Here is a 22,077-nt window from a genome sequence, read left to right as displayed (position 1 = left end):
TTCTAGGCAACTGCGTCGGGGGCTACGGCCCGGCCCGGACCCGGCGCGCCGAAGCGTGGCAGCGATCCTGCGTGATGACAGGCGACGGCATGGCCGGGCGTGACTTCAGTCATCGCCGGCGCCGCTTGCGCGCAAATGTCCGTCGCGAACGGACAGCGCGTGCGAAAGCGGCATCCGGACGGCAGCGAAGCGGCACTCGGCACCTCGCCTTCGAGAGCCGCGCGGCGGCGCCGGTTGCGCGGGTGGACCGCAGGGACGGAATCGATCAACGCCCGCGTATACGGATGCGCCGGTGCAGCGAATACGGCCTTCGCCGGCCCCTGCTCGACGATGGCGCCGAGATACATCACCGCCACGTCGTCCGCGAGATAGCGCACCACGGCGAGATCATGCGAGATGAACAGATAGGAGATCCCGATCTCGCGCTGCACATCCTTCAGGAGATTCAGGATCTGGGAGCGGATCGACACGTCCAGCGCCGCGACCGCCTCGTCCGCGACGATCAGCGCGGGATCCGCCGCGAGCGCCCGCGCGATGCCGAGGCGCTGCCGCTGTCCGCCCGACAGATGATGCGGCAGACGTGCGCGAAAATGTTGGGGCAGTCCGACCTGGTCGAACAGACGCGCGACCTTCCGCCGTCGCGACACCGCATCGCCGATGCCGAAATTCTGCAAGGGCTCTTCGACGATCTCCGCCGCGGTCATGCGCGAGTTGAGGCAGGCGAAGGGATCCTGGAACACCATCTGCACCTGCTGGCGCTTCCTGCGCAGCGTCTCGCCGGAGAGATTGCCGAAGTCCTCGCCATTGATGTGGACCGAGCCGGCCGTCGGCCGCAACAGGCGCACGACCATGCGGCCGATCGTGGTCTTGCCGCAGCCGCTTTCACCAACGAGGCAGAAGGTACGTCCGCGCGCGACGACGAAGCTGACGTCGTCGACGGCGCGAAGATCGCGCCGGCCGAACAATCCGAACGGCCCCTGCCGTGAGGTGAAGATCTGGGTCAGACCTGAGACCTCGAGGACGGCGCTCATGCCGGCACCATCGCGCCGGCCTTGCCCAGCCAGCATGCCGTCAGGTGCTCGTCAGCGCCCGACAACAACGGCGGCTCCGAGTGACACACCGGCATCGCCGCGCCGCAGCGCTGGCGAAAGGCGCAGCCCATGCCGAGCGAGACGGGGCTCGGCACGCTGCCGGGAATCTCGGCGAGACGATCGCGGGTGCCGCTGTTGAGCTGGTCGATCGCCCCAAGCAGGCCGCGCGTATAGGGATGGGCCGCGGCATCGAAGATGCCGTTGACGCCGGCCTGCTCGACGATGCTGCCGGCGTAGAGCACGACGACCCGGTCGGCCATTTCCGCGACCACCCCGAGATCGTGCGTGATCAGGAGCACGGACGTGCCGAACTCGCGACGCAGATCGTCGATCAGGGTCAAGACCTGGGCCTGGATGGAGACGTCGAGCGCGGTGGTCGGCTCGTCGGCGATCAGCAATGCAGGGCGCAGGGCGAGCGCCATCGCGATCATCACGCGCTGCCGCATGCCACCGGAAAGCTGGTGCGGAAATTCGGAGGCCCGCCGCCGCGCATCCGGAATGCGGACGAGATCGAGCAATCCGACCGCCTGCCGCCGCGCGTCCGCCTCGGACACGCCACGATGCTCGACGATCACCTCCGCGATCTGCTCGCCGACCCGCAGCAGCGGATTGAGCGACGTCATCGGCTCCTGAAACACCATGGCGAGACGGTCGCCCCGGAGCTTGCGCAGTTCCTCGGCGCCGAGCGTGACGAGATCGCGCCCCTCGAAGAGGATGCGGCCGGAAGCGACCTGCATGACGCTTTGGTCGAGCAGGCCGATGATGGAGAGCGCGGTCAGGCTCTTGCCGCAGCCGCTCTCGCCGACGAGGCACAGCGTTTCACCCGGATCGATCGCAAACGAGACGTTGCGGACGAGCGGGACCGGGGCGCCCCGCGTGTTGAGCGTGATGGAAAGGTTCTCGACGGAGAGCAGCGGCGCGCTCATCGCATCTCGCCTCCCACAAAGCTCGGATCGAGCAGATCGCGAAGCGCATCACCGAGCAGGTTGGCGGCGAGCACCGTCATCGCCAACATCAAGGCGGGGAAGCCGAGGATCCACGGCGCGATCTGCAGGATTTGCCGGCCCTCCGACATCATGTTGCCCCAGCTCGGCACGTCGGGCGGCGTGCCCGCACCGAGAAACGACAGGATCGATTCCAGGATCATCGCGGAGGCAAAGACGTAGGTCGACTGCACCATGATCGGCCCGGCAGCGCCGGGCAGGATGTGACGCCGCAGGATGTTCGTCGTGCGGCCGCCACAAGTGATAGCGGCCTCGACATAGACGCGTTCGCGCAAACTGAGAACGCTGGCGCGCACCACGCGCGCCATCCGGGGAATTTCCGGGAGGCTGATCGCCGTGACGATCACGATAGGCGAAGCGCCAATCAGCGCCACCAGTGCGATCGCGAGCAGGATCGCGGGGATCGCCATCACCGCATCCATCGCGCGCATCACGATCTTGTCGACGCTGCGGAAATAACCGGCGATGACACCGATGCACACGCCGATCAGCGTGGTGAGAACAGCAACGGCAATGCCGACCGACAGCGAAACCCGCGTTCCCACCAGCGCGCGGGCAAACACGGAACGTCCGACTTGATCGGTGCCGAAGGGCTCCGCCGGCGACGGCGGTTGAAGCCGGTTCAGCGGGTCCAGCGCAGCGGGATCCGCGGTGATCCACGGGCTCACGACGGCCGTCACGCCAAAGGCGAGCAGCAGAACGCAACTCAGAGCCAGTATGGGCTGGCGAACCGGCAGGCTCGCGATCTGCGCAAACCGGTTGACACCGATGTCCGGCGCATCGAGCCCTTCTGCTGCGTGGGTCATCGCCATCGGCTCGTCCTGCATCAGTACCGGATCCGCGGATCGACGACGGCGTAGAGAATGTCGACCACGAGATTGACGACGACATAGACGAAGGCGAACAGCAGGATCAGGGCTTGCACCACCGGATAGTCGCGCCGGAGAATGGAGTCTGCGGTCAGCCGGCCGAGGCCGGGAATGGAAAACACGGTCTCGGTAACGACGACGCCGCCAAGCAGCGCGGCAAATCCGATGCCGACGACCGTGATGATCGGGACTGCGGCATTGCTGAGCACGTGCCGTACGATGATTTTGCGGGCCGCGAGCCCCTTGGCATGGGCGGTGCGGACATAATCTTCGCGTAGCACCTCCAGCACCGCAGCGCGCGTCACCCTCGCGATTAAGGCGATATAGAGGAAGCTCAGCGAGATCGCGGGCAGCACGAGCGAATGCAGGCAGGCCAGCACGCCCTGCGACAGCGGCTTATAGCCCTGCACCGGAAACCAGTGCAGGCCGAGTGCGAGCGTATAGACAAGCGCGAAAGCGACGACGAAGACCGGCAATGAGAAGCCGAGCACCGCCCCCGCCATGGTCAGGCGCGCGACGAGCCCCCTCGGACGATAGGCGGCGACGAGGCCGAGCGGCACGGCGACGACGACCGCGATCGTGATCGTCATGAGAGAGAGAAGCAGCGTCGGCTCGATCCGCTGCGCGACGAGCTGCGAGACCGGGATGCGGCTGAACAGCGACAGGCCGAAATCGCCGCTCAGCATGCGGCCGGCCCATGCGAGGAAACGCGGCAGCAGCGGCAGATTGAGTCCGAGCGCCTGGCGCACCGCCTCCACCTGTGGCGGCGAGGCGAAGTCACCGGCGATCAGCACGGCGGGATCACCCGGCACGAGGCTGAGCAGCAGAAAGACGAATACCGCGACGGCGAGCAGCACGGGGATGGCCGCGAACAGCCGACCGACCACATAGCCGGTCATGCCGAGCGCCTGCAAATGCGGACCGGCGATCGCCGGACGCCATCCAGCCCACGCACCATTGCCTCCCTGGTCTTAGTTAAACGTTTTTCTAATGAAGCACGGAAGCTGGTCTATCGCAACGGTATTGTACACTTCTCATGCTCTTTTGGCTTGCCTCCAGTCAATCCAACCAATACAAAAACGTTTAACAGGAGAATGGTTATGCCGGCAGGGCCATTGCCCACTATCCACGAGGTCGCCCGGCTCGCCGGTGTCTCCGTGGCCACCGTGTCGAAGACGCTCAACCGGTCGGGCAAGGTGAGCGAGCTCCTCCAGGCGCGCGTCAATGCGGCAGCACGCAAGCTCGGCTATGCACCGCATGCCAGCGCCCGCAGCCTGCGCAGCGGCGCCACGCGCATCCTCGGGCTGCTCGTGGCGGATCTCGCCAATCCCTATTTCCTGAAGCTGGTCGAGAGCATTGAGCGGTTATCGAGCGCCGCGGGCTATTCCGTCATTCTCTGCAACAGTGCCGAAGACCCCGGGCGCGAGGAGCGGCATCTTGCCATGCTGCTGTCGCAGCGCGCCGACGGCGTCATCGTCATCCCGACCCGGCGCGGCTGGAGCGGACGCCAGGCCGCGCTGGCGGACTTGCCGATGCCGGGCATTCTGGTGGACCGACGCATCGAGGGGCTCGACCTCGATTCGGTCACGACCGACAACGTTGCGCTGGGACGGCTCGCGGCCGAACATCTCGACGATCTCGGCCATCGCCGCATCGCCGTGATCATGGGATCGCCCGAGCATCAGATCGCGCGCCACCGCCTCGATGGCCTCCGAAGCGGCCTGGCCTCGCGCGGCACCACCCTCGACGAACGGCTGATCGAGAAGGACAATTTCTCCGAGGTCGCCGGCCATGCCGCCGCAATGCGGCTCCTGCGGCATGCGCAGCGACCGACCGCGATCTTCGCCACCAACAATCATCTTTCGCTCGGACTGCTTCGTGCCATTGCCGAGAGCGGGCTCACCATTCCCGACGACCTCTCCGTCATCGCGGTCGACGAGCCTCCGTGGGCCGGCTTGGTGCGGCCGGGCATGACCATCGTGACGCAGCCATCCGAGGCGATTGCCCAAACCACGGTCTCGACCCTGCTGTCGCGAGTTTCGGAGGGACGTTCCGGCGTCGAGGGAGAGGCGAGATCGATCCAGCTTCAGCCGGCGCTGGTGGTGCGCGGGTCCACCGCCGCGATCCGGACATAGAGATGAGTGATGCGCCCGGCCTTGCGCCTTCCACCGGCATTCTTGCGCTGTCCGCCGTCGACGCCATTGCCGAGATTCGCAAAGGCCATCTGTCGCCGCTCGACGTGGTCGATGCCGCGATCGACAGGATCGAAGCGACGGATGCGGGAATCAACGCGATTCCGGTTCGCTGCTTCGAGGCCGCACGGGGTGAAGCACGGCGGCTTATGGAGAAAAAGGCGGCCGGTGAGGACTGGCCCCTGCTCTGCGGGCTTCCGCTCGCGGTCAAGGACAACACCGATGTCGCAGGCGTGCCGACCAGCGGCGGCAGCGCGCTGACGGCCCGCGGCGCCCCCGAGATATCGAATCCCGCGATCGATCGTCTCCAGCGCAATGGCGCCATCGTCGTGGGCAAGAGCAATCTGTCGGAGCTCGGCGGCGCCAACACCACCAACGCGCTGTTCGGCGCGACGCGCAATCCGTTCTTTCCTGCGCTGACCGCGGGCGGCTCCTCCGGCGGATCGGCAGCGGCGCTGGCCGCGCATCAGGTCTATCTCGCCCATGGCAACGATGTCGGCGGCAGCCTGCGCACGCCGGCCGCATTTTGCGGTGTTGCGGGGCTGAGGCCCACACCGGGCCTCGTGCCGAGAAAGCCGCTCTCCGATCCATTCGACACCGTTTTCGTCGAGGGACCGATGGCGCGGACGATTCCCGATCTTGCCTTGATGCTGGATGCGATGGCCGGCTTCCATCCGCCCGATCTGTTGTCGCGCAAGCATCCCGCATCGTTCCGCAACGCCGCCGCACGACCCGGATGGGCGGAGCGAATAGCGGTGTCCGAGGATCTCGGCCTGCTGCCGGTCGATCACGACATCCGTTCCGCCTTCCGCGGCGCGATCGACCGGCTTCAACCCGCCGGCTGCAGGATGAGCGAGACCGCCCCTGATCTCGCCGGGCTGCCGCGCGTGATCCGCGCGCTGCGTGGTCTCGCCTATCTCGCCACCTGGGGCAGGCTTTGGCCGCAATCGCGCGAACGCTTCACGCCTGAGGTCGCCGGCGACATCGCCCATGGCGAAAGCCTGTCCGCGAGAGACATCGCGGCCGCGATGGAGCAGCGGGCGGCGATCTATCGACGCATGCAGACCTTCTTCAGGGAGTTCGACATCCTGATCTGCCCGACCGCGCAGGTCGCGCCCTTTCCGGTCGAGATCATGTGGCCGACCGAGATCGAGGGGACCGCATCGAAGATCTACATCGACTGGATCATGATCACCTATGTCTGGTCGATCCTCGGCTGCCCTGCGCTGGCGGTGCCCGCCGGCCGCGATGGGGCCGGCATGCCGGTCTCCTTGCAGGTCGTCGGCCCACCGCACAGCGAGGAGCGCCTGATCTCCTTCGCGGCGCGGATCGAGCAGGCGTTTTCCTCGCCATCCTGAGGGAAAGGCGATGTCCCGCGGAACCTGATCTTTCACGCGCCCGTCGGTTGAATTCATGGCCTCGGAGCCCTATGCGTAGGCGCCATGGACACCCAGATGATTGCCGCCGAAAAGCCGCTGATGGCCCAGGCGCGCCCGCGCAAGCCGGCGCCGTTCCTCCCGATGAGCCGCGCCGAGATGAACGCGCTCGGCTGGGACGCCTGCGACATCGTGCTGGTGACCGGGGATGCCTATGTCGACCATCCGAGCTTCGGCATGGCGATCATCGGCCGCCTGCTGGAGGCGCAAGGGTTCCGCGTCGGCATCATCGCGCAGCCGGACTGGCATTCGGCGGAGCCGTTCAAGGCGCTCGGCAAGCCAAGAGTGTTCTTCGGCGTCACCGGCGGCAACATGGATTCCATGGTGAACCGCTACACCGCCGACCGGCGCATCCGCAGCGATGACGCCTATACGGCGGGCGGCGAAGGCGGCAAGCGGCCGGACCGCTGCACCATCGTCTACGCCCAGCGCTGCCGCGAGGCGTTCAAGGACACCCCGATCGTGCTCGGCGGCATCGAGGCTTCGCTGCGCCGGATCGCGCATTACGATTACTGGTCCGACAAGGTGCGCCGCTCGGTGCTGGCGGACGCCAAGGCGGACTTGCTGCTCTACGGCAACGCCGAGCGTGCCGTGGTCGAAGTGGCGCACCGGCTCGCGGCCGGCGAAGCGCCGCGCGAGCTCGACGACATCAGGGGCGTGGCGCTGTTCCGCAAGGTCCCGGACGATTACACCGAGCTGCACGCTGACGATCTCGAGTCCGCCGACGAGGGCGCATCGCGCCAGAAGGGCGCCACAGTGATCCGCCTGCCGGCGCTGGAGCAGGTCGAGCAGGACAAGGAAGCCTATGCGCGCGCCTCGCGCGTGCTGCACCGGGAGAGCAATCCCGGCAATGCGCGGCCGCTGGTGCAGCGTCACGGCGACCGCGACCTCTGGCTCAACCCGCCGCCGATCCCGCTCAGCACGGAAGAGATGGACGCGGTCTACGATCTGCCTTACGCGCGCGCGCCGCACCCGTCCTATGGCGATGCACGCATCCCCGCCTGGGAGATGATCAAGTTCTCGGTGACGATCATGCGCGGCTGCTTCGGCGGCTGCACCTTCTGCTCGATTACCGAGCATGAGGGCCGCATCATCCAGAACCGCTCGGAGGGCTCGATCCTGCGCGAGATCGAGCGCATCCGCGACAAGACGCCCGGCTTCACCGGCGTCATCTCCGACATCGGCGGCCCCACCGCCAACATGTACCGGATGGCGTGCAAGGACCCGAAGGTCGAGGCGGCGTGCCGCCGTCCCTCCTGCGTCTTCCCCGAGATCTGCCCGAACCTCAACACCTCGCATGACGACCTGATCCGGCTCTATCGCAAGGTGCGCGAGACCAAGGGCATCAAGAAGGTGATGGTCGCCTCCGGCGTGCGCTACGACCTCGCCGTCGAGAGCCCCGAATACATCAAGGAGCTCGTCACCCATCACGTCGGCGGTTATTTGAAGATCGCGCCCGAACATACCGAGCGCGGCCCGCTCGACAAGATGATGAAGCCGGGCATCGGCGCCTACAACAAGTTCAAGCGCATGTTCGACGAGGCGGCCGAACGGGCCGGCAAGAAATATTATCTGATCCCCTATTTCATCGCGGCGCACCCGGGCACGACCGACGAGGACATGATGAACCTCGCGCTGTGGCTGAAGAAGAACCGCTATCGCGCCGACCAGGTGCAGACCTTCCTGCCCTCGCCGATGGCGACCGCGACCGCGATGTACCACACCGGCGTCAACCCCTTGCGCGGCGTGCGCCACGGCGGCAGCGACAAGGTCGAGGCGATCAAGGGCCTGCGCCAGCGGCGCCTGCACAAGGCATTCCTGCGCTACCACGACCCCGACAATTGGCCGCTGCTGCGCGAAGCCTTGATCGAGATGGGCCGCCGCGACCTGATCGGCTCGCAGCCGCACCAGCTCGTGCCTGCGCACCAGCCTCCCGGCACCGGCAAGGCCGCCGGCACCAAGCGGCCAATGCGGCCCGGCGGCAAGACGCAGCGGTTCACGACCAAGGGCCTGCGGGTGATGAAGTAGCGGGCGTGAGCCGGATCTGGCACGGTTTGGTGTGGCGTCTTCGCGTCGTCAAAACGAAAGGTCGAAAACAACCCCATGCACAGTAGCCGGGGGTAGCAAGATCAACGGCTTACGAGCGCGATGAGATCGGCGCGAACATCGACCGCAAATCGAGGCATGATCGGCCCGGGGAAACGGTCAATTTCCGTTTTTGCGAAATTCGCTTGATCGTCGGGCAAAACAGGCGTATGATGCCACCATCGCGGAACGTGGATGAGACGAACCCGTCCTGCTGCTCCGTATCGATAGCTTGAGCTCACCGCGCCGCGCCCGAATTTCTCCGGCTTGGCTTGCAGGTTCGCCACGAGCGCCCTGTTGCCCGTCCTCAACGCGCTGACGACGCAGCGGCCGCTGTGGCACAGCCTGACGCAAGGCGACTGGGTGTTCGCCGGCATCGACGTGACGTGCTGGGCACTCGCACTGCTCCATGTTGTTCTGGCTGTTCGCACCGCCCGGAACCGATCAATTGTGCAATCGAAGCGCATGCCGCAGGTGCCGGTCGCCATTGCTTCCAGCGGTGCGGCGGAATGATCCATCTACTTGCCCTTGGGCTGTGTCTGGCGGGCTTTGCTGCGCTGGCTTTCGCCACGCACCGCCAGCAGCGCGATATTTTCGGCACGGCGCTGCCGCGGGTGACGACCTATGGACTTCGCGCTGCCGGTGCAGGGGTGCTGCTGCTGTCGCTCGGCATCCTCGTGGCCGCAAAGAGCTGGAGCGTGGGCCTCGTGATGTTCAGCGGTCACACCACGATGGCTGCCGCCATCGTGTTTTGTGCGCTGATCGGGTGGGGAAGACTGGCTGCCGGCACGGCGCGACGTCGACAGAATGATGCTCGCGCCCGCTCCATCACTCGACGTTGAAGGTATTCGTTTCGTGATCAAGCTGGCCAGAAACGGTCGTGGATGCGGCAAATAGATGGTCGTGACTTTGTCTGCTTCTGGTCCAAAGCTGACCTTGCCGCGCTGCCTGCCTAGCGTCAGCTTTTGACCCGAAGCCGACTCTTCGTGATCATCGCCTCCAGTCCGCTTGGAAATGCCTGCCAAAGGCGGACCGAACGTCCGCCACGGTGGTCGACTTCGTTAGGCTTTGACCCAAAGCGCTCTCGGTCGAGAGGTGGATAACCACCTTACGCAACCACATAAGTCACACATCCGCAGCGCGAGACCAGATGCCGAAAGGTAAGAAGAAGTTCTGACCATGCACATGCACCTGCGCTTTTCGTCAGCAACTGAATTGCATCAGGTTCAAATTGGGCAAATGCGACCAGAAGCCGATTCAGGGGACATTTACTGATCCTAACGCCAGATTTGGACATATCAGGCGCCCATTGCCCGTAGCGAAAAAGAAGCCGCCGCGCACTCAGGACGACGATCCAGCCTAGGTGATCTCTGCCCGATAGAGGATTAGCCGAGTCGATTATTGACCCGAACCGGACATCGACCTGAGCGGGATGTCTACATCGAACGACAAACACTGCACCCTCGGCTAAATTATCATCCCTTACCGGCACTTCAGGTCGTGATATTGAGACCACGGGCGCCGTGAGGCAGCGGCTGTTTGAAAGGAAAGCTATGTATAGTCCTTCTCAACAACTCATTCACCTGGGCCTTGGCTTCATGGTCTCCCAAGCCTTGCGCGTTGCGACAGATCTCAACGTTGCGGATCGCTTGGTCGCCGGAGAGCGGAGCGTCGACGATCTGGCGGAGGAAACGCATTGTCACTGCGATGCGCTCTATAGGATTATGCGGCTTCTCGCCGCCGAGGGGGTCTTTAGCGAAACCTCGGCCCGCCGTTTCCAACTCACCGAATTGGGCGCAGCCTTGCTTTCCGACGCGCCCTCAAGTCCCCGCGACCTGATCCGAATGATGAACAGGGAGCCCTATCTCGCCTTCGCTCAGCTCACTCATTCAGTGCAAACGGGTTTGCCGACGTTCGAAACCGTATTTGGAAAGCCCAGGTTCGATTGGCTGGCGGACCATCCGGACGCGGCTTCGCTATTCCAGCAGGCGATGATCGCGCTTAGCCAAGGCGCCAATGAAGCTGTAGCAGAGGCGTGTGATTTTGGTGCGTTTTCTCAGATTGTCGATGTCGGCGGCGGCCATGGACAGCTGCTTTCGGAGATCCTAAAGAGACACCCTCACCTTTCCGGCATATTATTTGACCTACCGGCCGGGGTTGAGGCAGCGCGGGCTGATGCGGCAAGTTTCCCGCCACAGACCTCGTTCGTGGCCGGCAATTTCTTCAACGCCGTTCCAGCCGGTGCGGACGTCTATATCATGAAAAAGGTCATTCACGATTGGAATGACGAGCAAGCGGTACGCATCCTGCGCAATTGCCGAGAGGTAATGAAACCCCACGGACGAGTGTTAATTGCGGAGACTATTATTCCCCCAGGAAACGAACGAAATACGATCAAGCTAATCGATGCGAACATGCTTGTCGTTACGGGGGGCGTCGAGCGAACCGAGAGCGAATTTGCCGCTTTGCTTGCCGCCGCAGGTCTGCGGCTTGAGCGGGTCATTTCGACCGCCCGGGCGATCTCAGTTGTTGAGGCAAGCCGAGCCTGAAGTCTTCGAAAAAGCATCGGGTCATACATGCGCAACGAACCTTTAGATCGTCGAAACCTCTGCATGTCAGCCTTTGGCCCATCGCTGCGGCATTCCACGACCGAGGATATGTCGGCTGTCAGAGGTAGACCGGGCCTAACCTAAGCCGGGCCGGATCGCCGCGATTGACCCATTGCGGCCTCCGTGTTGCCAAGGAGGGGATGTGCCATCGGCAGCGTTGGAGCGGATGAGCTGGCCGGTGCCAGCCGGCCCGGAACCCTTTCAATAGTATTTTCTTGAACAGATGGATCGAGGCTCGATCGTCGGTGGAATCCGACAAAGATGAGCTCCGTAGACGTCGTTGTTCCCTGCTTCAGGTATGGGCACTTCCTGCGAGAGTGCGTCGAGAGCGTTTTGATGCAATCCGGTCCCGAATTGCGCGTGCTTATCATCGATGATGCGTCACCTGACAATACCGCGGAAGTTGCGCAAGAGTTAGGGTCCGATCCCCGCGTCGATTACCGCAGGCACATCTCGAATCAAGGTCTCATCGCGACCGCCAACGAAGGCATTGCCTGGGCGAGCGCCGACTATATGCTTCTGCTGTCTGCGGACGACTACCTGCTGCCCGGTGCCCTGTCGAGATCGGTCGATCTGATGGACAATCACCCTTCTGTCGCTTTCACCTTCGGAGGCGCGGTTGTTCTTGACCAGCGCGGGGATCATCCATTTTACAGAAGCTATTATGGAACGGAAGTGGATCTCCGAACGCGCATCTTGTCCGGACTCGAGTTCATCACTCTTAGTCGTGCACAATGTATTGTGGTGTCACCGACCGTCGTGGTTCGCACGAGCCTGCAGAAAAAACTCGGCGGGTATCTAGCAGACTTGCCCTACGCCTCCGACATGGAAATGTGGATGCGGCTCGCCGCACATGGCGACGTCGGATTCATTGGTGCGGACCAGGCCGTGTATCGATACCACTCAGTCAACATGTCGAGTGAGCCTTCACCGGAGCTAAACCTGCTCCAACGCAAGGCGGCTATCGAACATTTCCTGAATGGCGGCGCCGCGATGCTGACAAACGATCTCAGGAACTGGTTGACCCGCCAATTGGCACTTGACGCGATCGTCCGCGCAAGCATTGCCTTCAACGAAGGAGCGATAGACACCTCAGCACGCCTTGCCGAACTTGCGTTGAGTATTGACCCAAGCGTTCAACATTCACGTCGTTGGTGGTTTCTTGCCTGCAAGAAGGTGCTTGGATTGCGAGGATGGCAGCTGGTGCGGCCTTCAGTTGAGTTGTTCAGATCCATCTTCCGGAACGAGCGGCGCTGAGTAGCCGAGCTCGCCGCGACGCATAGGCTGCCCGCTAGAGCCATTGGCGCATCATTTCCGCTTCTGGCCCGTAGCCGAAGGTTCCGGTGGCTGTCGGCGCGTCGGTTGCGGGGTGTAGCGCGGAAGCCGCTGAGATCGGATCCCATTGCCAGCATGTGCGCCCATGGCCGACCCACGAGCGTCCTCCGCCAGGAGCCGCTTGTGGCCCAAGAGGGACATATCGGGTTGCGAAGCAGAATGCCTGCTCTCGTTCACCACATTTAAACCTTAAGATTGTACGAAGAGTGCTCACCCACAGGCTGCAGGAACATGCGAACAGCCCTCGTACGGAAGCCAGCATTGGACTTCGGGCAATGAAGGCCTGGCAGACCAGCTGCATCGTGGCTGTTCTCGCATCCGTGGGACTCTTTCTGGCCGCCGCTAACAGACCGGCCGCGACGGTGCCCGATGTCATGTCGCAAGCGGCAGCGAGCATACCGGCTGCAGCGAGCATGGCGGCTCCCACGAACGTGGTGACGCCGGCCGCCTACGCAGAGGCATCCGCCAGACTTGCGGCAGCGCTTCGGGAAGAAAGAGCAGAGCCGCGCGCGGTGATGTCGGCAGGTTCGGCACCGCTACGCACCGAAGCCGAGATCGTCGATCAACCCGTCGCGCCGAAATTGGCCTCGTTGGGACAGGATGTCGTCCAATCGCTGCCGCCGGAACGCGATGCGTCCAACGGAGCTCCGAAAGCGGCGTCGACGCGGGATTTCCGTCATCTGGCCTACTACGTCTGGTCCGAACTGCCGCCCGCCGAGAAACCGGCGGAGATCGTCCTGCGTGCGTTCAGGGATATTCCGCTGGGAACGCCGACCGAAGAAATCAAGCGCGCTGCCGACGCGTTTGGTCTCGATTTCAATTTCATGATGGCGGTTGCCAAGATCGAATCCGGTTTCAACCCCAATCAACGCACCGGGTCCTATATCGGGCTGTTTCAGCTCAGCTATTATGAGTTCGGGAAGTTCGGCTTCGGGCAGATTCGCAGTCCGCGGGATAACGCCGTCGCCGCCGCCTACAAGATCATTACCGAGGGCGTCCTGTTCGAGTGGATCACCCACCGTAAGCCGGACATGAGCGATCTCTACCTGATTCATCAGCAGGGCTGGGAAGGCGCCGCCGAGCACATCAGCCGGCCCGCTCGCGCCGCGTGGAAATCGATGTGCGCCACCAGCGAAGGCAAGGAGAAGGGTGAGCGGTGGTGCAAACGCGCGATCTGGGGCAACACACTTCCGGCCTTCAAGCGCACCTGGAAATCGGTCGACAACGTGACGTCAGAAGCGTTCGTCGGCATGTGGCGCGGCCGGGTCGCCGAATTCTACACCAAATATGTAGCGACGGCCGCTGCGGCGGCGAGCCAATGATTCCGTCGTCGGCAGCGCGCGGCCACGCGTGACTTGCCTTTAGTTGCCCTGGCGAAGCTGACCCCCGGCAGAGATCATGTCAACTCACGACAGCGTTGCTGACGTGGTAGCGCAGCGGACATTTTCGCGATTTGCATCGCTCATCGCCTAGGGTAAGTCCGCCAACATCATCTGCCCACCAAACAACCACGGCAAAACCGGGATCGTCAGGTGCATGTCAGGGACTGCGCGCAATATCTTGTGCGCTCACCTAGGGGCATGATCCGAAAAGTGCGTAGCCGCTTTCCGAAGAGATCATGCTCAAACAACCACCTCGAAGCGCAATGAGGATTCATCCCAACCGCATCGCGCTTTAGGACGGCCAAGGGCGGGGAAAGCATGCGTTTTCTTCTGAAAATGTTCAAATTTCTTCTCGCAATCTTGCTTCTCGGGACTTTCGGGTTCCTCGGTTGGCTGATCTTCAGCCCGCCCGATGGACTGGTGTCCGCCTCGGCTTATGCGGCAAAAATGGTTTGCTCGAATGTGTTCATTGCCAAACGTGACGCGGATGCGGTGATCAAAACCGACCTTGCGTTAACGATTCCACGTATCGTCGAACGTCTGAAAATCAACGTCGATACCGCCAACCAGCGCGTCGAGGCGGCATATCGAGGACTGTTCGCCAAACGCTACGCGCAGTATGAGGAAGGACGTGGTTGTACGCTGGTGTCTAAGGTCGAAACCGCGGTCCGTGCCGCGCCGCCTTCACTGCCGGGAGAGACTAGTGCGCTCTGGCCGATCGGCGAACGCGTACACTTGTCCGATGACAAGAATTTGCTGGCGGCGCTGAACGATCCGGCTCTCCAGGGACCGGGCATGCGCGCGATCGTCGTGGTCCAGGACGGGCGCATCATTGGTGAAGCCTACGGCGGAGGCTTCAACGCTTCGACGCCTTTGCAGGGCTGGTCGATGACGAAGACCGTGAATGCCGCCTTGGCCGGCATGGCGATCAAGGACGGAAAGCTCTCGCTGGATCAGAAAAATCTGTTTCCGCAATGGGCCGGCGACGCGCGAGCGGATATCTCGGTGGCCGATTTGATGGCCATGACAAGCGGATTGAAATGGAGCGAAACGGGTGGTTCACCCGATCCTGACGGGCTGGAGAATCTCGCTAGGGATGCGGCGGCTTTCGCGAGAGACCGCCCGCTTGTCGCTCCGCCCGGAACGAAGTTCAACTATTCTGGGGGCTCGTCCGTGCTGTTGGCCCGCCTCTGGCAGAACGCGGTTGGAAGCGACGCGCGAACTTATCCGCAAGAGCGATTGTTCAAGCCTTTGGGCATGACCAGCGCTGTTCTTGAAGCTGATCCTTCAGGCACATTCCTTGGCGAGGGCTTCCTGTTCGCCAATGCGCATGATTGGGTGCGCTTTGGCGAATTCCTGCGGCTGAACGGAGAGTGGAACGGCGAACAGCTTTTGCCGACGGGCTTCGTTGATTATATGCGCTCGCCTGTGCCCGCGTCCGACGAGGGACATGGCCCGGCCTACGGTCGCGGGCAGCTTTGGTTGGGGCCGGGGCAGGGATTCCGGCTTCCTACCGACACGTTCATGCTGCAAGGCCACCTGCGCCAGGTGATCGCGATCATCCCCTCGCGTAAACTGGTGATCCTGCGCATGGGTTTAACGCGGGAAGATATCGGGTACAGCGTCGCGAAACTGCTGTACGCGATTGTCGCAGCGCTCCGACCGAATTAGTGAGCGATGACTTCCGCTGGTGGCCCTGTCCAAACGCATGACAATTCCCCGGCAGCGGCAAGGCCGCCGGCTCCAAGCGTCCAGTACGGCCCTGCGGCAGGACGCAGAGTTCACGACCAAGGGCCTGCGGGATGAAATCGCGGCGCTACAGCGCGAGCACGACCTCGCCCGACACCGCGTCCGTCACGCCGCGTCCATTGCCCTGGTCCTCGAGCACGGACCTGAAACTGTCGAGGGTCTTGATCATCGCCGAGCGGGCCGCGACCAGCGCGTCCTGGCTGGACCACGTGCCGATGAGGCAGAAGGTCTGATCGCCGGTCCTGATGATGACGCCGTGCTCCAGTCCCGGCCATTTGGCCTTGCCGTCTCGGTGCGCATCGAGAAAGGCGCCCTCCTGGCCCGGCTTCACCTTGAACTTGACGACGTTGTAAACCTGCATGATGCGCCTCCGGAAAATGATTGGATGAAAATGCGAGCGCCGTACCAGATCGGGTTCGGACCGATATCTTTGCACCCCCGCAACAAAAAGTCGAAAACAACCCCACGCACGGTAGGCGCGGGCAACAAAATCAGCGACTTAGAGCGCGGCGAGCCGGGATAGATCTCCGCGGCGGACCCGGCTGCTTCAGCAAGCACGATCTTTCGAATGACCGCAGCGCACTCTGCTCATTTTACGAAAGCGTTGCACCGTCGGGCAAAACAGGAACAGGATGGCGCATCGGAAGAATCAAGATGGGCCGACCCCATCCGCTGCTCCGTACTGACATCCCTGGGCTTCACACCTCTGGAACCAACGAGGGTGTCACGCGTTGCCGCGCTGCTCTTGAAGGTGACGCGGCTGAAGCCGGGTCGCATTTCTGGGCCAATCAAGACGGGAAAGCCGGGCGAGCCAAACCAGATGCGTCGTATCCGACTCGTGATCGCAGATCGCCGTCCGATCGTCTTGCAGGGTTTTGCCACGCTATTTGCGACCGAGCGTGACTTCGAGATCGTTGCATCCTGCATCAATGGAGCCGATTGCCTCGAAGCCGTCCGGACATTGGCGCCGGACGTCGCGCTCGTCGAGGACCGATTTCCCGACCTGACGGCCTCGGCCATGCTGACCGCCGTCAACACCGAACGCCTTCCCACACGGCTGGTCTTCTACACCGCATCGATCGCGCGCGGCGATCTCGCTGCGGCCGTCGCAGCGGGTGCCTGCACCGCCATACCGATGCGCGAGGAGCCCGAAAACCTGTTGCAGTCGCTGCGGCTGGTGGCGCCGAACGCGCACCCGGCGGCCCGCAAGACAGGCAATGGCGCGTCTGGCGAAAATGGCCTGGCAGCGCTGACGGACCAGGAGCGCAGGATCATGCGTCTGGTCGCCAGCGGCATGTCGAACAAGGAGATTGCGCGCGAGCTCAAGGTCGCCCCAGGCACCATTCAGGCGCGGATCGATCACATATCCGCGCGGCTCGACATCAAGGGCCGGACGGAGCTCGCAAGCTTCGCCCTGACGCGCCTTTACGGCGGGGTCGGCGCGCTTGCAGCTCTGATTTGGGCGGCGCTCGAGGACGTTCGATCCGCCGGCGCGACCGAAGTCGATACTGTGGATGCCGACACTGTCACGGTCATGACCGCAGATGGCACCGGCGCGATCGTGACCATCAAGATCACCTCCGCAAAAACGACTCCTGCTCCGGGCAAGATGGCCAGAGCCGTCCGTATCGAGAACTCCCCGACGGACATGCCGACGCGGGCCGCCAAGCTCATCGAATCCCGAGCCGATATTGCTGGCAGCACGATCACAGTGCCGCCACTCAACCCTGCAAGGCCGGGCTTGAGCAGCGCCGGCACGTTCATGATGACGGCAGTCGGAGTCTCGCTCCTGAGCAGTCACGCCCAGGCGTTCACTGCTTGGGAAAGACCGAGCGATATCTTTGCGTGGGCTGACGCGAACGCCCCCCGGGAGTTGGTCGCCCTCGATAGTCCCGGCAGGCCCGATCTCGACGGCTTCGACAAGCTGCCCTGGCTCGATCCCGACACACACCATGAATCATTCGCGTTGGAAGCTGCCCGAGGCGACGCCATGGCCAGAGCCGACGAGGTTCAGATCATCGATGCGGCCGCGCGCGAGGACGGCTTCGGCGACAACGGCAACCCTCATATCGGATCCGGCGCCATCGACGCTCTGAGTGATCATGGCGGCTTGGAACAGGCGGCCGCAACGGGCGCGAGGAATGCCGAACGCGCCACGACACAGGCAGCGGCGATCGACGCACGCGATCATGGACAAGCGCAGCGCGATTTGCACGCTTCGGAAGACGGCGCAGCAGCCGGCAAGCCGGAGACCGAGCACGGGCCACCCGACCACGCATCAAGCCAGGGAAAATCGCACGCTTCGGAGAAGGATGAAGCAGCCGGCAACAAGCATGCCGAGCTCGGCCCGCCGGAGGGCGATTCCGCTCGTGGACAATCGCAGCGTGATTTGCATGGTTCGGAAAACGGCGCAGCGGCCGGAAAGCATCAGGACAAGCAGGGCTCGACCGGGCACGACTCCCATCATGGGCAATCGCATCACGCTTCGGAATCCGGTTCCGCAGCTGCCAAGCAGCTTGCCGACGATGACGGACCCGCAAGCCATGCCAATTCCGGCCAATCGCAGCGTGACTTGCACCAGGCGCATCCAAACGCTTCTCAAAATCCGCATGCAGAGCCGGGCCAAAAGGCTGACGGCCACAACCCGGCGAACCACGGCGCCGGTGCAGCACAAGCGGCTGCCGCGCCCGGGGCCGGAGATTCCTTTCATTTCAGGAACGATATGCCATCGGCCAAGGGTTCGGATCATCGCGAGAGTGGCTATGGCACCGACACGGCAGAACACGGCCCGCACCGCGCCGGACATCCCGAACTGTCGCTGATCCCAGATGCAGACCTGATTGGCCATTCGCACGCGGAGCAAAGTGCCGTTGATCACGCGAGGGGCGTTGAGCATCATCCAGTGCATGATTGGTTTGTGTAGCTGACCAAGCAGAAGCTGCCAAAGCAAGAGGACGAATGACGCCGCTTCGCTCGACGGTCTCCCGCGCGGCCGCCGCGGGCTCAGCCGGCGTTAACCATGGTCGACGGTTCCGGTCCCAGCAAAATCGCTTCGAAGTTTCTTAAATCTTGCTGGGTACTCCTCCTGGGCGTGGCGACCTGGGAGAAGACATGAGCAAGCGGGCCAAACGCCGGAAGGTCGAGACGATCGCACTGCCGATGGCAGCGAGAGTCGGAATTGGCGCCGTGGCCATCGCAGCATTGGGGTATGGCCTGCTGGCTCGCCCGGGAAACGTGCAACCGGTGCGGAAGCCGTCCGCGCCCCAGGCCATGGCATCGTCAACGCCGGTCTACGTGGCACCGCAGGTTCACGCAGCAGCGCCCGCGCCGCCCCCGGTTCCTACTCCGGCGCCGCTGGTCGAACCGCCCAAAGCCGACGCCGAAATTCCCGGAGCCTTGGTCCGGCAGGTGGTCGACTATGCCAGCCGCCAGACGCCGGGCACCGTGATCATCGATACCAACAACACGTTCCTCTATCTCGTCTTGAGCGACACGCAGGCGATGCGCTACGGCATCGGTGTGGGCCGCGAAGGTTTTGCGTGGTCCGGTGAGCAGACCGTGGCGCGCAAGGCAGAATGGCCGGATTGGCGCCCGCCTGCGGAGATGGTCTCGCGTCAGCCCTATCTGCCGCGGTTCATGGCGGGCGGGCCCGGCAATCCGCTCGGCGCCCGCGCGATGTATCTCGGCGAGACCGAATATCGAATTCACGGCACCAACAAGCCCGAGACGATCGGCAAGCGGGTGTCGTCCGGCTGCATCCGCCTGACCAACGAGGACGTCGTCGACCTCTATGAGCGGGTGAAAGTCGGCGCGAAGGTGATCGTGCTTCCGACGAATGCGGCCCGCCGACCGTCCCAGGGCGCGCCCGATGCCGCATCCCGATCGCCGGACCCGGCCTCGCCGTCGAACCGGCCGTCGGCAACGAGCGCACAGCTGCCGTCAGCCGGACCGAAGATCGCCGAGGTGCAGTAGTTCGGTCCTTCCTCCTGGCTCTGCCCCGAGGACAAAGAGCAATTCAAGTCGTCACTTCACGTCGGTAGCCACGGCCGAACAGACCATCTTGCGCGACCAAAGCCGGTCTGCGTTGGCAAGATGCGGCACCGAATTAACCCTATCGACAAATGATTGCCGTTGGGCGGCGGCCGCCGGCAAAGTTGCCTCATTGACGCGCAGAATTTTCAGCGGCGCTAACCTGGGTCAGAGGCGCGTTATGCTGAGAATGGCGTTGTTGGGCCTCCTCATCCTGTTGAGTGTGGGAATGCTGTCGGCCATGGAGCTGAGCGCTCCACCGCGTCGCATCGCCGCCACGGTCCAGCCGCCTGCCGAGCAGAACGCAAGCATCCCCGCTTCGCACGATGCGCTGGCGAAGGCCGACCGCCTCGAGGTTGCCGCTGAGAGCCGCGCGATGCCGACACAGACCGCTTCGGTGGATAACCCGGTTGCTCCGCAGGACGTGCATGTCCGTTCATTCGCGCCGACGCCGATCGTCCGTCCGCGCAGCAAACCGAAACGGATCGCGACCGCTGAACCTCCCAAGCCGAAGCCAAAGGCATTTGGCGTCAAACGAGCCGCCACTGTTCAGCGCGCAAAGGCCGCCAACGAGACCGAGCAGTGTCGCCTCAAGGCGTTCGGCGGCCTGCTCAAGGCTTTGAACTTGACCGGCTGCGAAATCTGAGGCCGCCTCCAGGAACGTCTCGCAAACTCTTCCGATCAGCCATATGTTGCCCGCATGAAAAAGATCGGATTTCTCTCCTTCGGGCACTGGACGCCCTCGCCGCAATCCCGGACGCGCTCGGCGGCGGATACGCTGCTGCAATCGATCGAGCTGGCGGTCGCGGCCGAACAGCTCGGGGCCGACGGCGCCTATTTCCGCGTGCATCATTTCGCGCGGCAGCTGGCCTCGCCGTTTCCGCTGCTCGCGGCCGTCGGCGCCAAGACGAGCCGAATCGAGATCGGCACGGCCGTGATCGACATGCGCTACGAGAACCCGCTCTACATGGTGGAGGACGCCGGCAGCGCCGATCTCATCGCCGGCGGACGGCTGCAGCTCGGCATCAGCCGCGGCTCGCCAGAGCAGGTGATCGACGGCTGGCGTTATTTCGGCTATCGGCCGGCCGAGGGCCAGAGCGATGCCGACATGGGGCGGCGCCATGCGGAGGTCTTCCTCGATCTCCTGCGCGGCGAAGGTTTTGCCGAGCCCAACCCGCAGCCGATGTTTCCCAATCCTCCCGGGCTGTTGCGCCTGGAGCCGCATGCGCCGGGCCTGCGCGAGCGGATCTGGTGGGGCGCCGGCTCGAACGCCACCGCGGTGTGGGCGGCGCAGCTCGGCATGAACCTGCAGAGCTCGACGCTGAAGAACGATGAGACCGGCGAGGCCTTTCACGTGCAGCAGGCGGCACAAATTCGCGCCTATCGCGCGGCGTGGAAGGAAGCCGGCCACAGCCGCGAGCCCCGCGTCTCCGTCAGCCGCAGCATCTTCGCGCTAATGGACGAGCGCGACCGCGCCTATTTCGGCGGCGAGCGCGGCAGCGAAGACCAGATCGGCTTCATCGACCCGCGCACGCGCGCGATCTTCGGGCGGAGTTATGCGGCCGAGCCGGACGTTCTGATCGAACAGCTGCGCCAGGACGAGGCGATCACCGAAGCCGATACGCTGCTGCTGACGATCCCGAACCAGCTCGGCGTGGATTATTGCGCGCATGCGATCGAGGCGATCCTGATGCATGTCGCGCCGGCGCTGGGGTGGCGGTGACCTGAAAGGCGTGACACGACCGCAAGTCGTGATTGACTTCATGCACCACCGACGCCAATGATCCCCCGGGGCATTGTTGGACTGATCGGGGGTTGAATGGGCTTGCGTCCAGGAATTTTCGTTGCAGCATTCTTGCTAGCGGGGTGTGCGTCAGGGCCGATGGGCAGCTCGGCGCTGACAGAGAACGTCAAGGCCAACACTGCGCGGCTTGTCATCTATCGATCGTCCGCCCTCGGTTTTGCGATCCAGCCAAATTATGCGGTCGATGGAAACGTCGTTGGAGGCAGCCAGGCTGCAGGGTTCGTCGCCTGCGAGCTGCCTCCGGGCCGCCACGAGGTTGCGGTCAACAATCTTCCACTGAGTACCAACCTGTTCGGGCAGGGAAGCGAGAAAGTGAGCCTCGATCTGCGCGCCGGCAGCACCACCTACCTCTCCGCCCAGCCACAGGTGGGAATCATCACGCCCGGTGCGATCACGTTGGTTCAGGTCACGGAAAGCCAGGGTCGTGCCGACGTCGCCAGCTTGCATCAGAGCAACAGCTCATGTGGCAAGGCGTGATCTGAGGCTCTCCGC

General features: G+C 63.6%; 20 protein-coding genes. 14 read left to right on the top strand and 6 right to left on the bottom strand.

What is annotated here, in order from left to right; genetic code table 11:
• Positions 1-2 precede the first annotated feature (2 nt).
• The 4 genes from I6F12_RS23235 to I6F12_RS23220 are packed head-to-tail and all read right to left on the bottom strand — an operon-like array spanning position 3 to position 3,863.
• Positions 3-1,031 carry an oligopeptide/dipeptide ABC transporter ATP-binding protein gene (locus tag I6F12_RS23235; protein ID WP_225126955.1) on the bottom strand — a complete coding sequence of 343 codons (1,029 nt, stop codon included), beginning with the start codon at positions 1,029-1,031 and terminating at the stop codon, positions 3-5.
• Entirely contained in the window at positions 1,028-2,017 is a 990-nt protein-coding gene (locus I6F12_RS23230) for an ABC transporter ATP-binding protein (protein WP_225157291.1), read from the bottom strand. The genes I6F12_RS23235 and I6F12_RS23230 overlap by 4 nt, the downstream gene beginning before the upstream one ends.
• Positions 2,014-2,922: an ABC transporter permease gene (locus I6F12_RS23225; protein ID WP_225157290.1), complete on the bottom strand. Its 909-nt coding sequence runs from the start codon at positions 2,920-2,922 to the stop codon at positions 2,014-2,016. The genes I6F12_RS23230 and I6F12_RS23225 overlap by 4 nt, the downstream gene beginning before the upstream one ends.
• Positions 2,922-3,863, bottom strand: a complete 942-nt coding sequence (locus I6F12_RS23220) for an ABC transporter permease (protein WP_225157289.1) — start codon at positions 3,861-3,863, stop codon at positions 2,922-2,924. Before I6F12_RS23220 ends, I6F12_RS23225 begins: the two co-directional genes overlap by 1 nt.
• 201 nt (positions 3,864-4,064) lie before the next feature.
• On the opposite strand from I6F12_RS23220, the gene I6F12_RS23215 reads away from it, so the two are divergent.
• From I6F12_RS23215 to I6F12_RS23205, 3 genes are all read left to right on the top strand, one after another.
• Positions 4,065-5,099, top strand: a complete 1,035-nt coding sequence (locus I6F12_RS23215) for a LacI family DNA-binding transcriptional regulator (RefSeq protein ID WP_225157288.1) — start codon at positions 4,065-4,067, stop codon at positions 5,097-5,099.
• A gap of 2 nt (positions 5,100-5,101) precedes the next feature.
• Positions 5,102-6,514, top strand: coding sequence for an amidase family protein (locus I6F12_RS23210; protein WP_225157287.1), 1,413 nt, complete (start codon positions 5,102-5,104; stop codon positions 6,512-6,514).
• Positions 6,515-6,598: 84 nt separating this feature from the next.
• Positions 6,599-8,620, top strand: coding sequence for a YgiQ family radical SAM protein (locus tag I6F12_RS23205; RefSeq protein WP_225157286.1), 2,022 nt, complete (start codon positions 6,599-6,601; stop codon positions 8,618-8,620).
• Positions 8,621-8,721: 101 nt separating this feature from the next.
• On the opposite strand, the gene I6F12_RS23200 is transcribed toward I6F12_RS23205, so the two are convergent.
• Positions 8,722-8,964, bottom strand: coding sequence for a hypothetical protein (locus tag I6F12_RS23200; RefSeq protein ID WP_141697657.1), 243 nt, complete (start codon positions 8,962-8,964; stop codon positions 8,722-8,724).
• 10 nt (positions 8,965-8,974) lie between these two features.
• Here I6F12_RS23200 and I6F12_RS23195 point away from each other — a divergent pair, with 10 nt between their 5' ends.
• The 6 genes from I6F12_RS23195 to I6F12_RS23170 all read left to right on the top strand — a co-directional run bounded on the left by I6F12_RS23195 (position 8,975) and on the right by I6F12_RS23170 (position 15,674).
• Positions 8,975-9,190 (top strand): hypothetical protein, encoded by a 216-nt coding sequence (locus I6F12_RS23195; protein WP_225157285.1) that lies wholly within the window; start codon positions 8,975-8,977, stop codon positions 9,188-9,190.
• Positions 9,187-9,519 carry a DUF3325 family protein gene (locus tag I6F12_RS23190; protein ID WP_225157284.1) on the top strand — a complete coding sequence of 111 codons (333 nt, stop codon included), beginning with the start codon at positions 9,187-9,189 and terminating at the stop codon, positions 9,517-9,519. The genes I6F12_RS23195 and I6F12_RS23190 overlap by 4 nt, the downstream gene beginning before the upstream one ends.
• Positions 9,520-10,200: 681 nt before the next feature.
• Entirely contained in the window at positions 10,201-11,226 is a 1,026-nt protein-coding gene (locus tag I6F12_RS23185) for an acetylserotonin O-methyltransferase (protein ID WP_225157283.1), read from the top strand.
• A gap of 321 nt (positions 11,227-11,547) precedes the next feature.
• Positions 11,548-12,543 (top strand): glycosyltransferase, encoded by a 996-nt coding sequence (locus I6F12_RS23180; RefSeq protein ID WP_225157282.1) that lies wholly within the window; start codon positions 11,548-11,550, stop codon positions 12,541-12,543.
• Positions 12,544-12,896: 353 nt separating this feature from the next.
• A complete protein-coding gene (locus I6F12_RS23175) occupies positions 12,897-13,943 on the top strand; it encodes a lytic transglycosylase domain-containing protein (RefSeq protein ID WP_225157281.1) in 1,047 nt (348 codons plus the stop codon).
• A gap of 378 nt (positions 13,944-14,321) precedes the next feature.
• Positions 14,322-15,674, top strand: a complete 1,353-nt coding sequence (locus I6F12_RS23170; protein WP_225157280.1) for a serine hydrolase — start codon at positions 14,322-14,324, stop codon at positions 15,672-15,674.
• Positions 15,675-15,819: 145 nt separating this feature from the next.
• Here the strand turns inward: I6F12_RS23170 and I6F12_RS23165 are convergent, their stop codons facing one another.
• Positions 15,820-16,113: an antibiotic biosynthesis monooxygenase gene (locus tag I6F12_RS23165; protein ID WP_225150875.1), complete on the bottom strand. Its 294-nt coding sequence runs from the start codon at positions 16,111-16,113 to the stop codon at positions 15,820-15,822.
• Positions 16,114-16,320: 207 nt separating this feature from the next.
• On the opposite strand from I6F12_RS23165, the gene I6F12_RS23160 reads away from it, so the two are divergent.
• The 5 genes from I6F12_RS23160 (at position 16,321) to I6F12_RS23140 (ending at position 22,062) form a co-directional block, all read left to right on the top strand.
• Positions 16,321-18,675 (top strand): LuxR C-terminal-related transcriptional regulator, encoded by a 2,355-nt coding sequence (locus I6F12_RS23160; RefSeq protein WP_225157279.1) that lies wholly within the window; start codon positions 16,321-16,323, stop codon positions 18,673-18,675.
• Positions 18,676-18,863: 188 nt separating this feature from the next.
• Positions 18,864-19,724 (top strand): L,D-transpeptidase, encoded by an 861-nt coding sequence (locus I6F12_RS23155; RefSeq protein ID WP_225157278.1) that lies wholly within the window; start codon positions 18,864-18,866, stop codon positions 19,722-19,724.
• A 238-nt stretch (positions 19,725-19,962) separates the two neighbouring features.
• A complete protein-coding gene (locus tag I6F12_RS23150) occupies positions 19,963-20,427 on the top strand; it encodes a hypothetical protein (protein WP_109145435.1) in 465 nt (154 codons plus the stop codon).
• A 54-nt stretch (positions 20,428-20,481) separates the two neighbouring features.
• Positions 20,482-21,504 carry an LLM class flavin-dependent oxidoreductase gene (locus tag I6F12_RS23145; protein WP_225114313.1) on the top strand — a complete coding sequence of 341 codons (1,023 nt, stop codon included), beginning with the start codon at positions 20,482-20,484 and terminating at the stop codon, positions 21,502-21,504.
• Positions 21,505-21,663: 159 nt separating this feature from the next.
• Complete coding sequence (locus I6F12_RS23140) at positions 21,664-22,062, top strand: DUF2846 domain-containing protein (protein WP_225114314.1); 399 nt, start codon at positions 21,664-21,666, stop codon at positions 22,060-22,062.
• Positions 22,063-22,077 lie beyond the last annotated feature (15 nt).

The organism is Bradyrhizobium sp. IC4059 (assembly GCF_020193615.1).
GTDB lineage: Bacteria > Pseudomonadota > Alphaproteobacteria > Rhizobiales > Xanthobacteraceae > Bradyrhizobium > Bradyrhizobium yuanmingense.
This window is presented reverse-complemented; position numbering and strand designations above follow the sequence as displayed.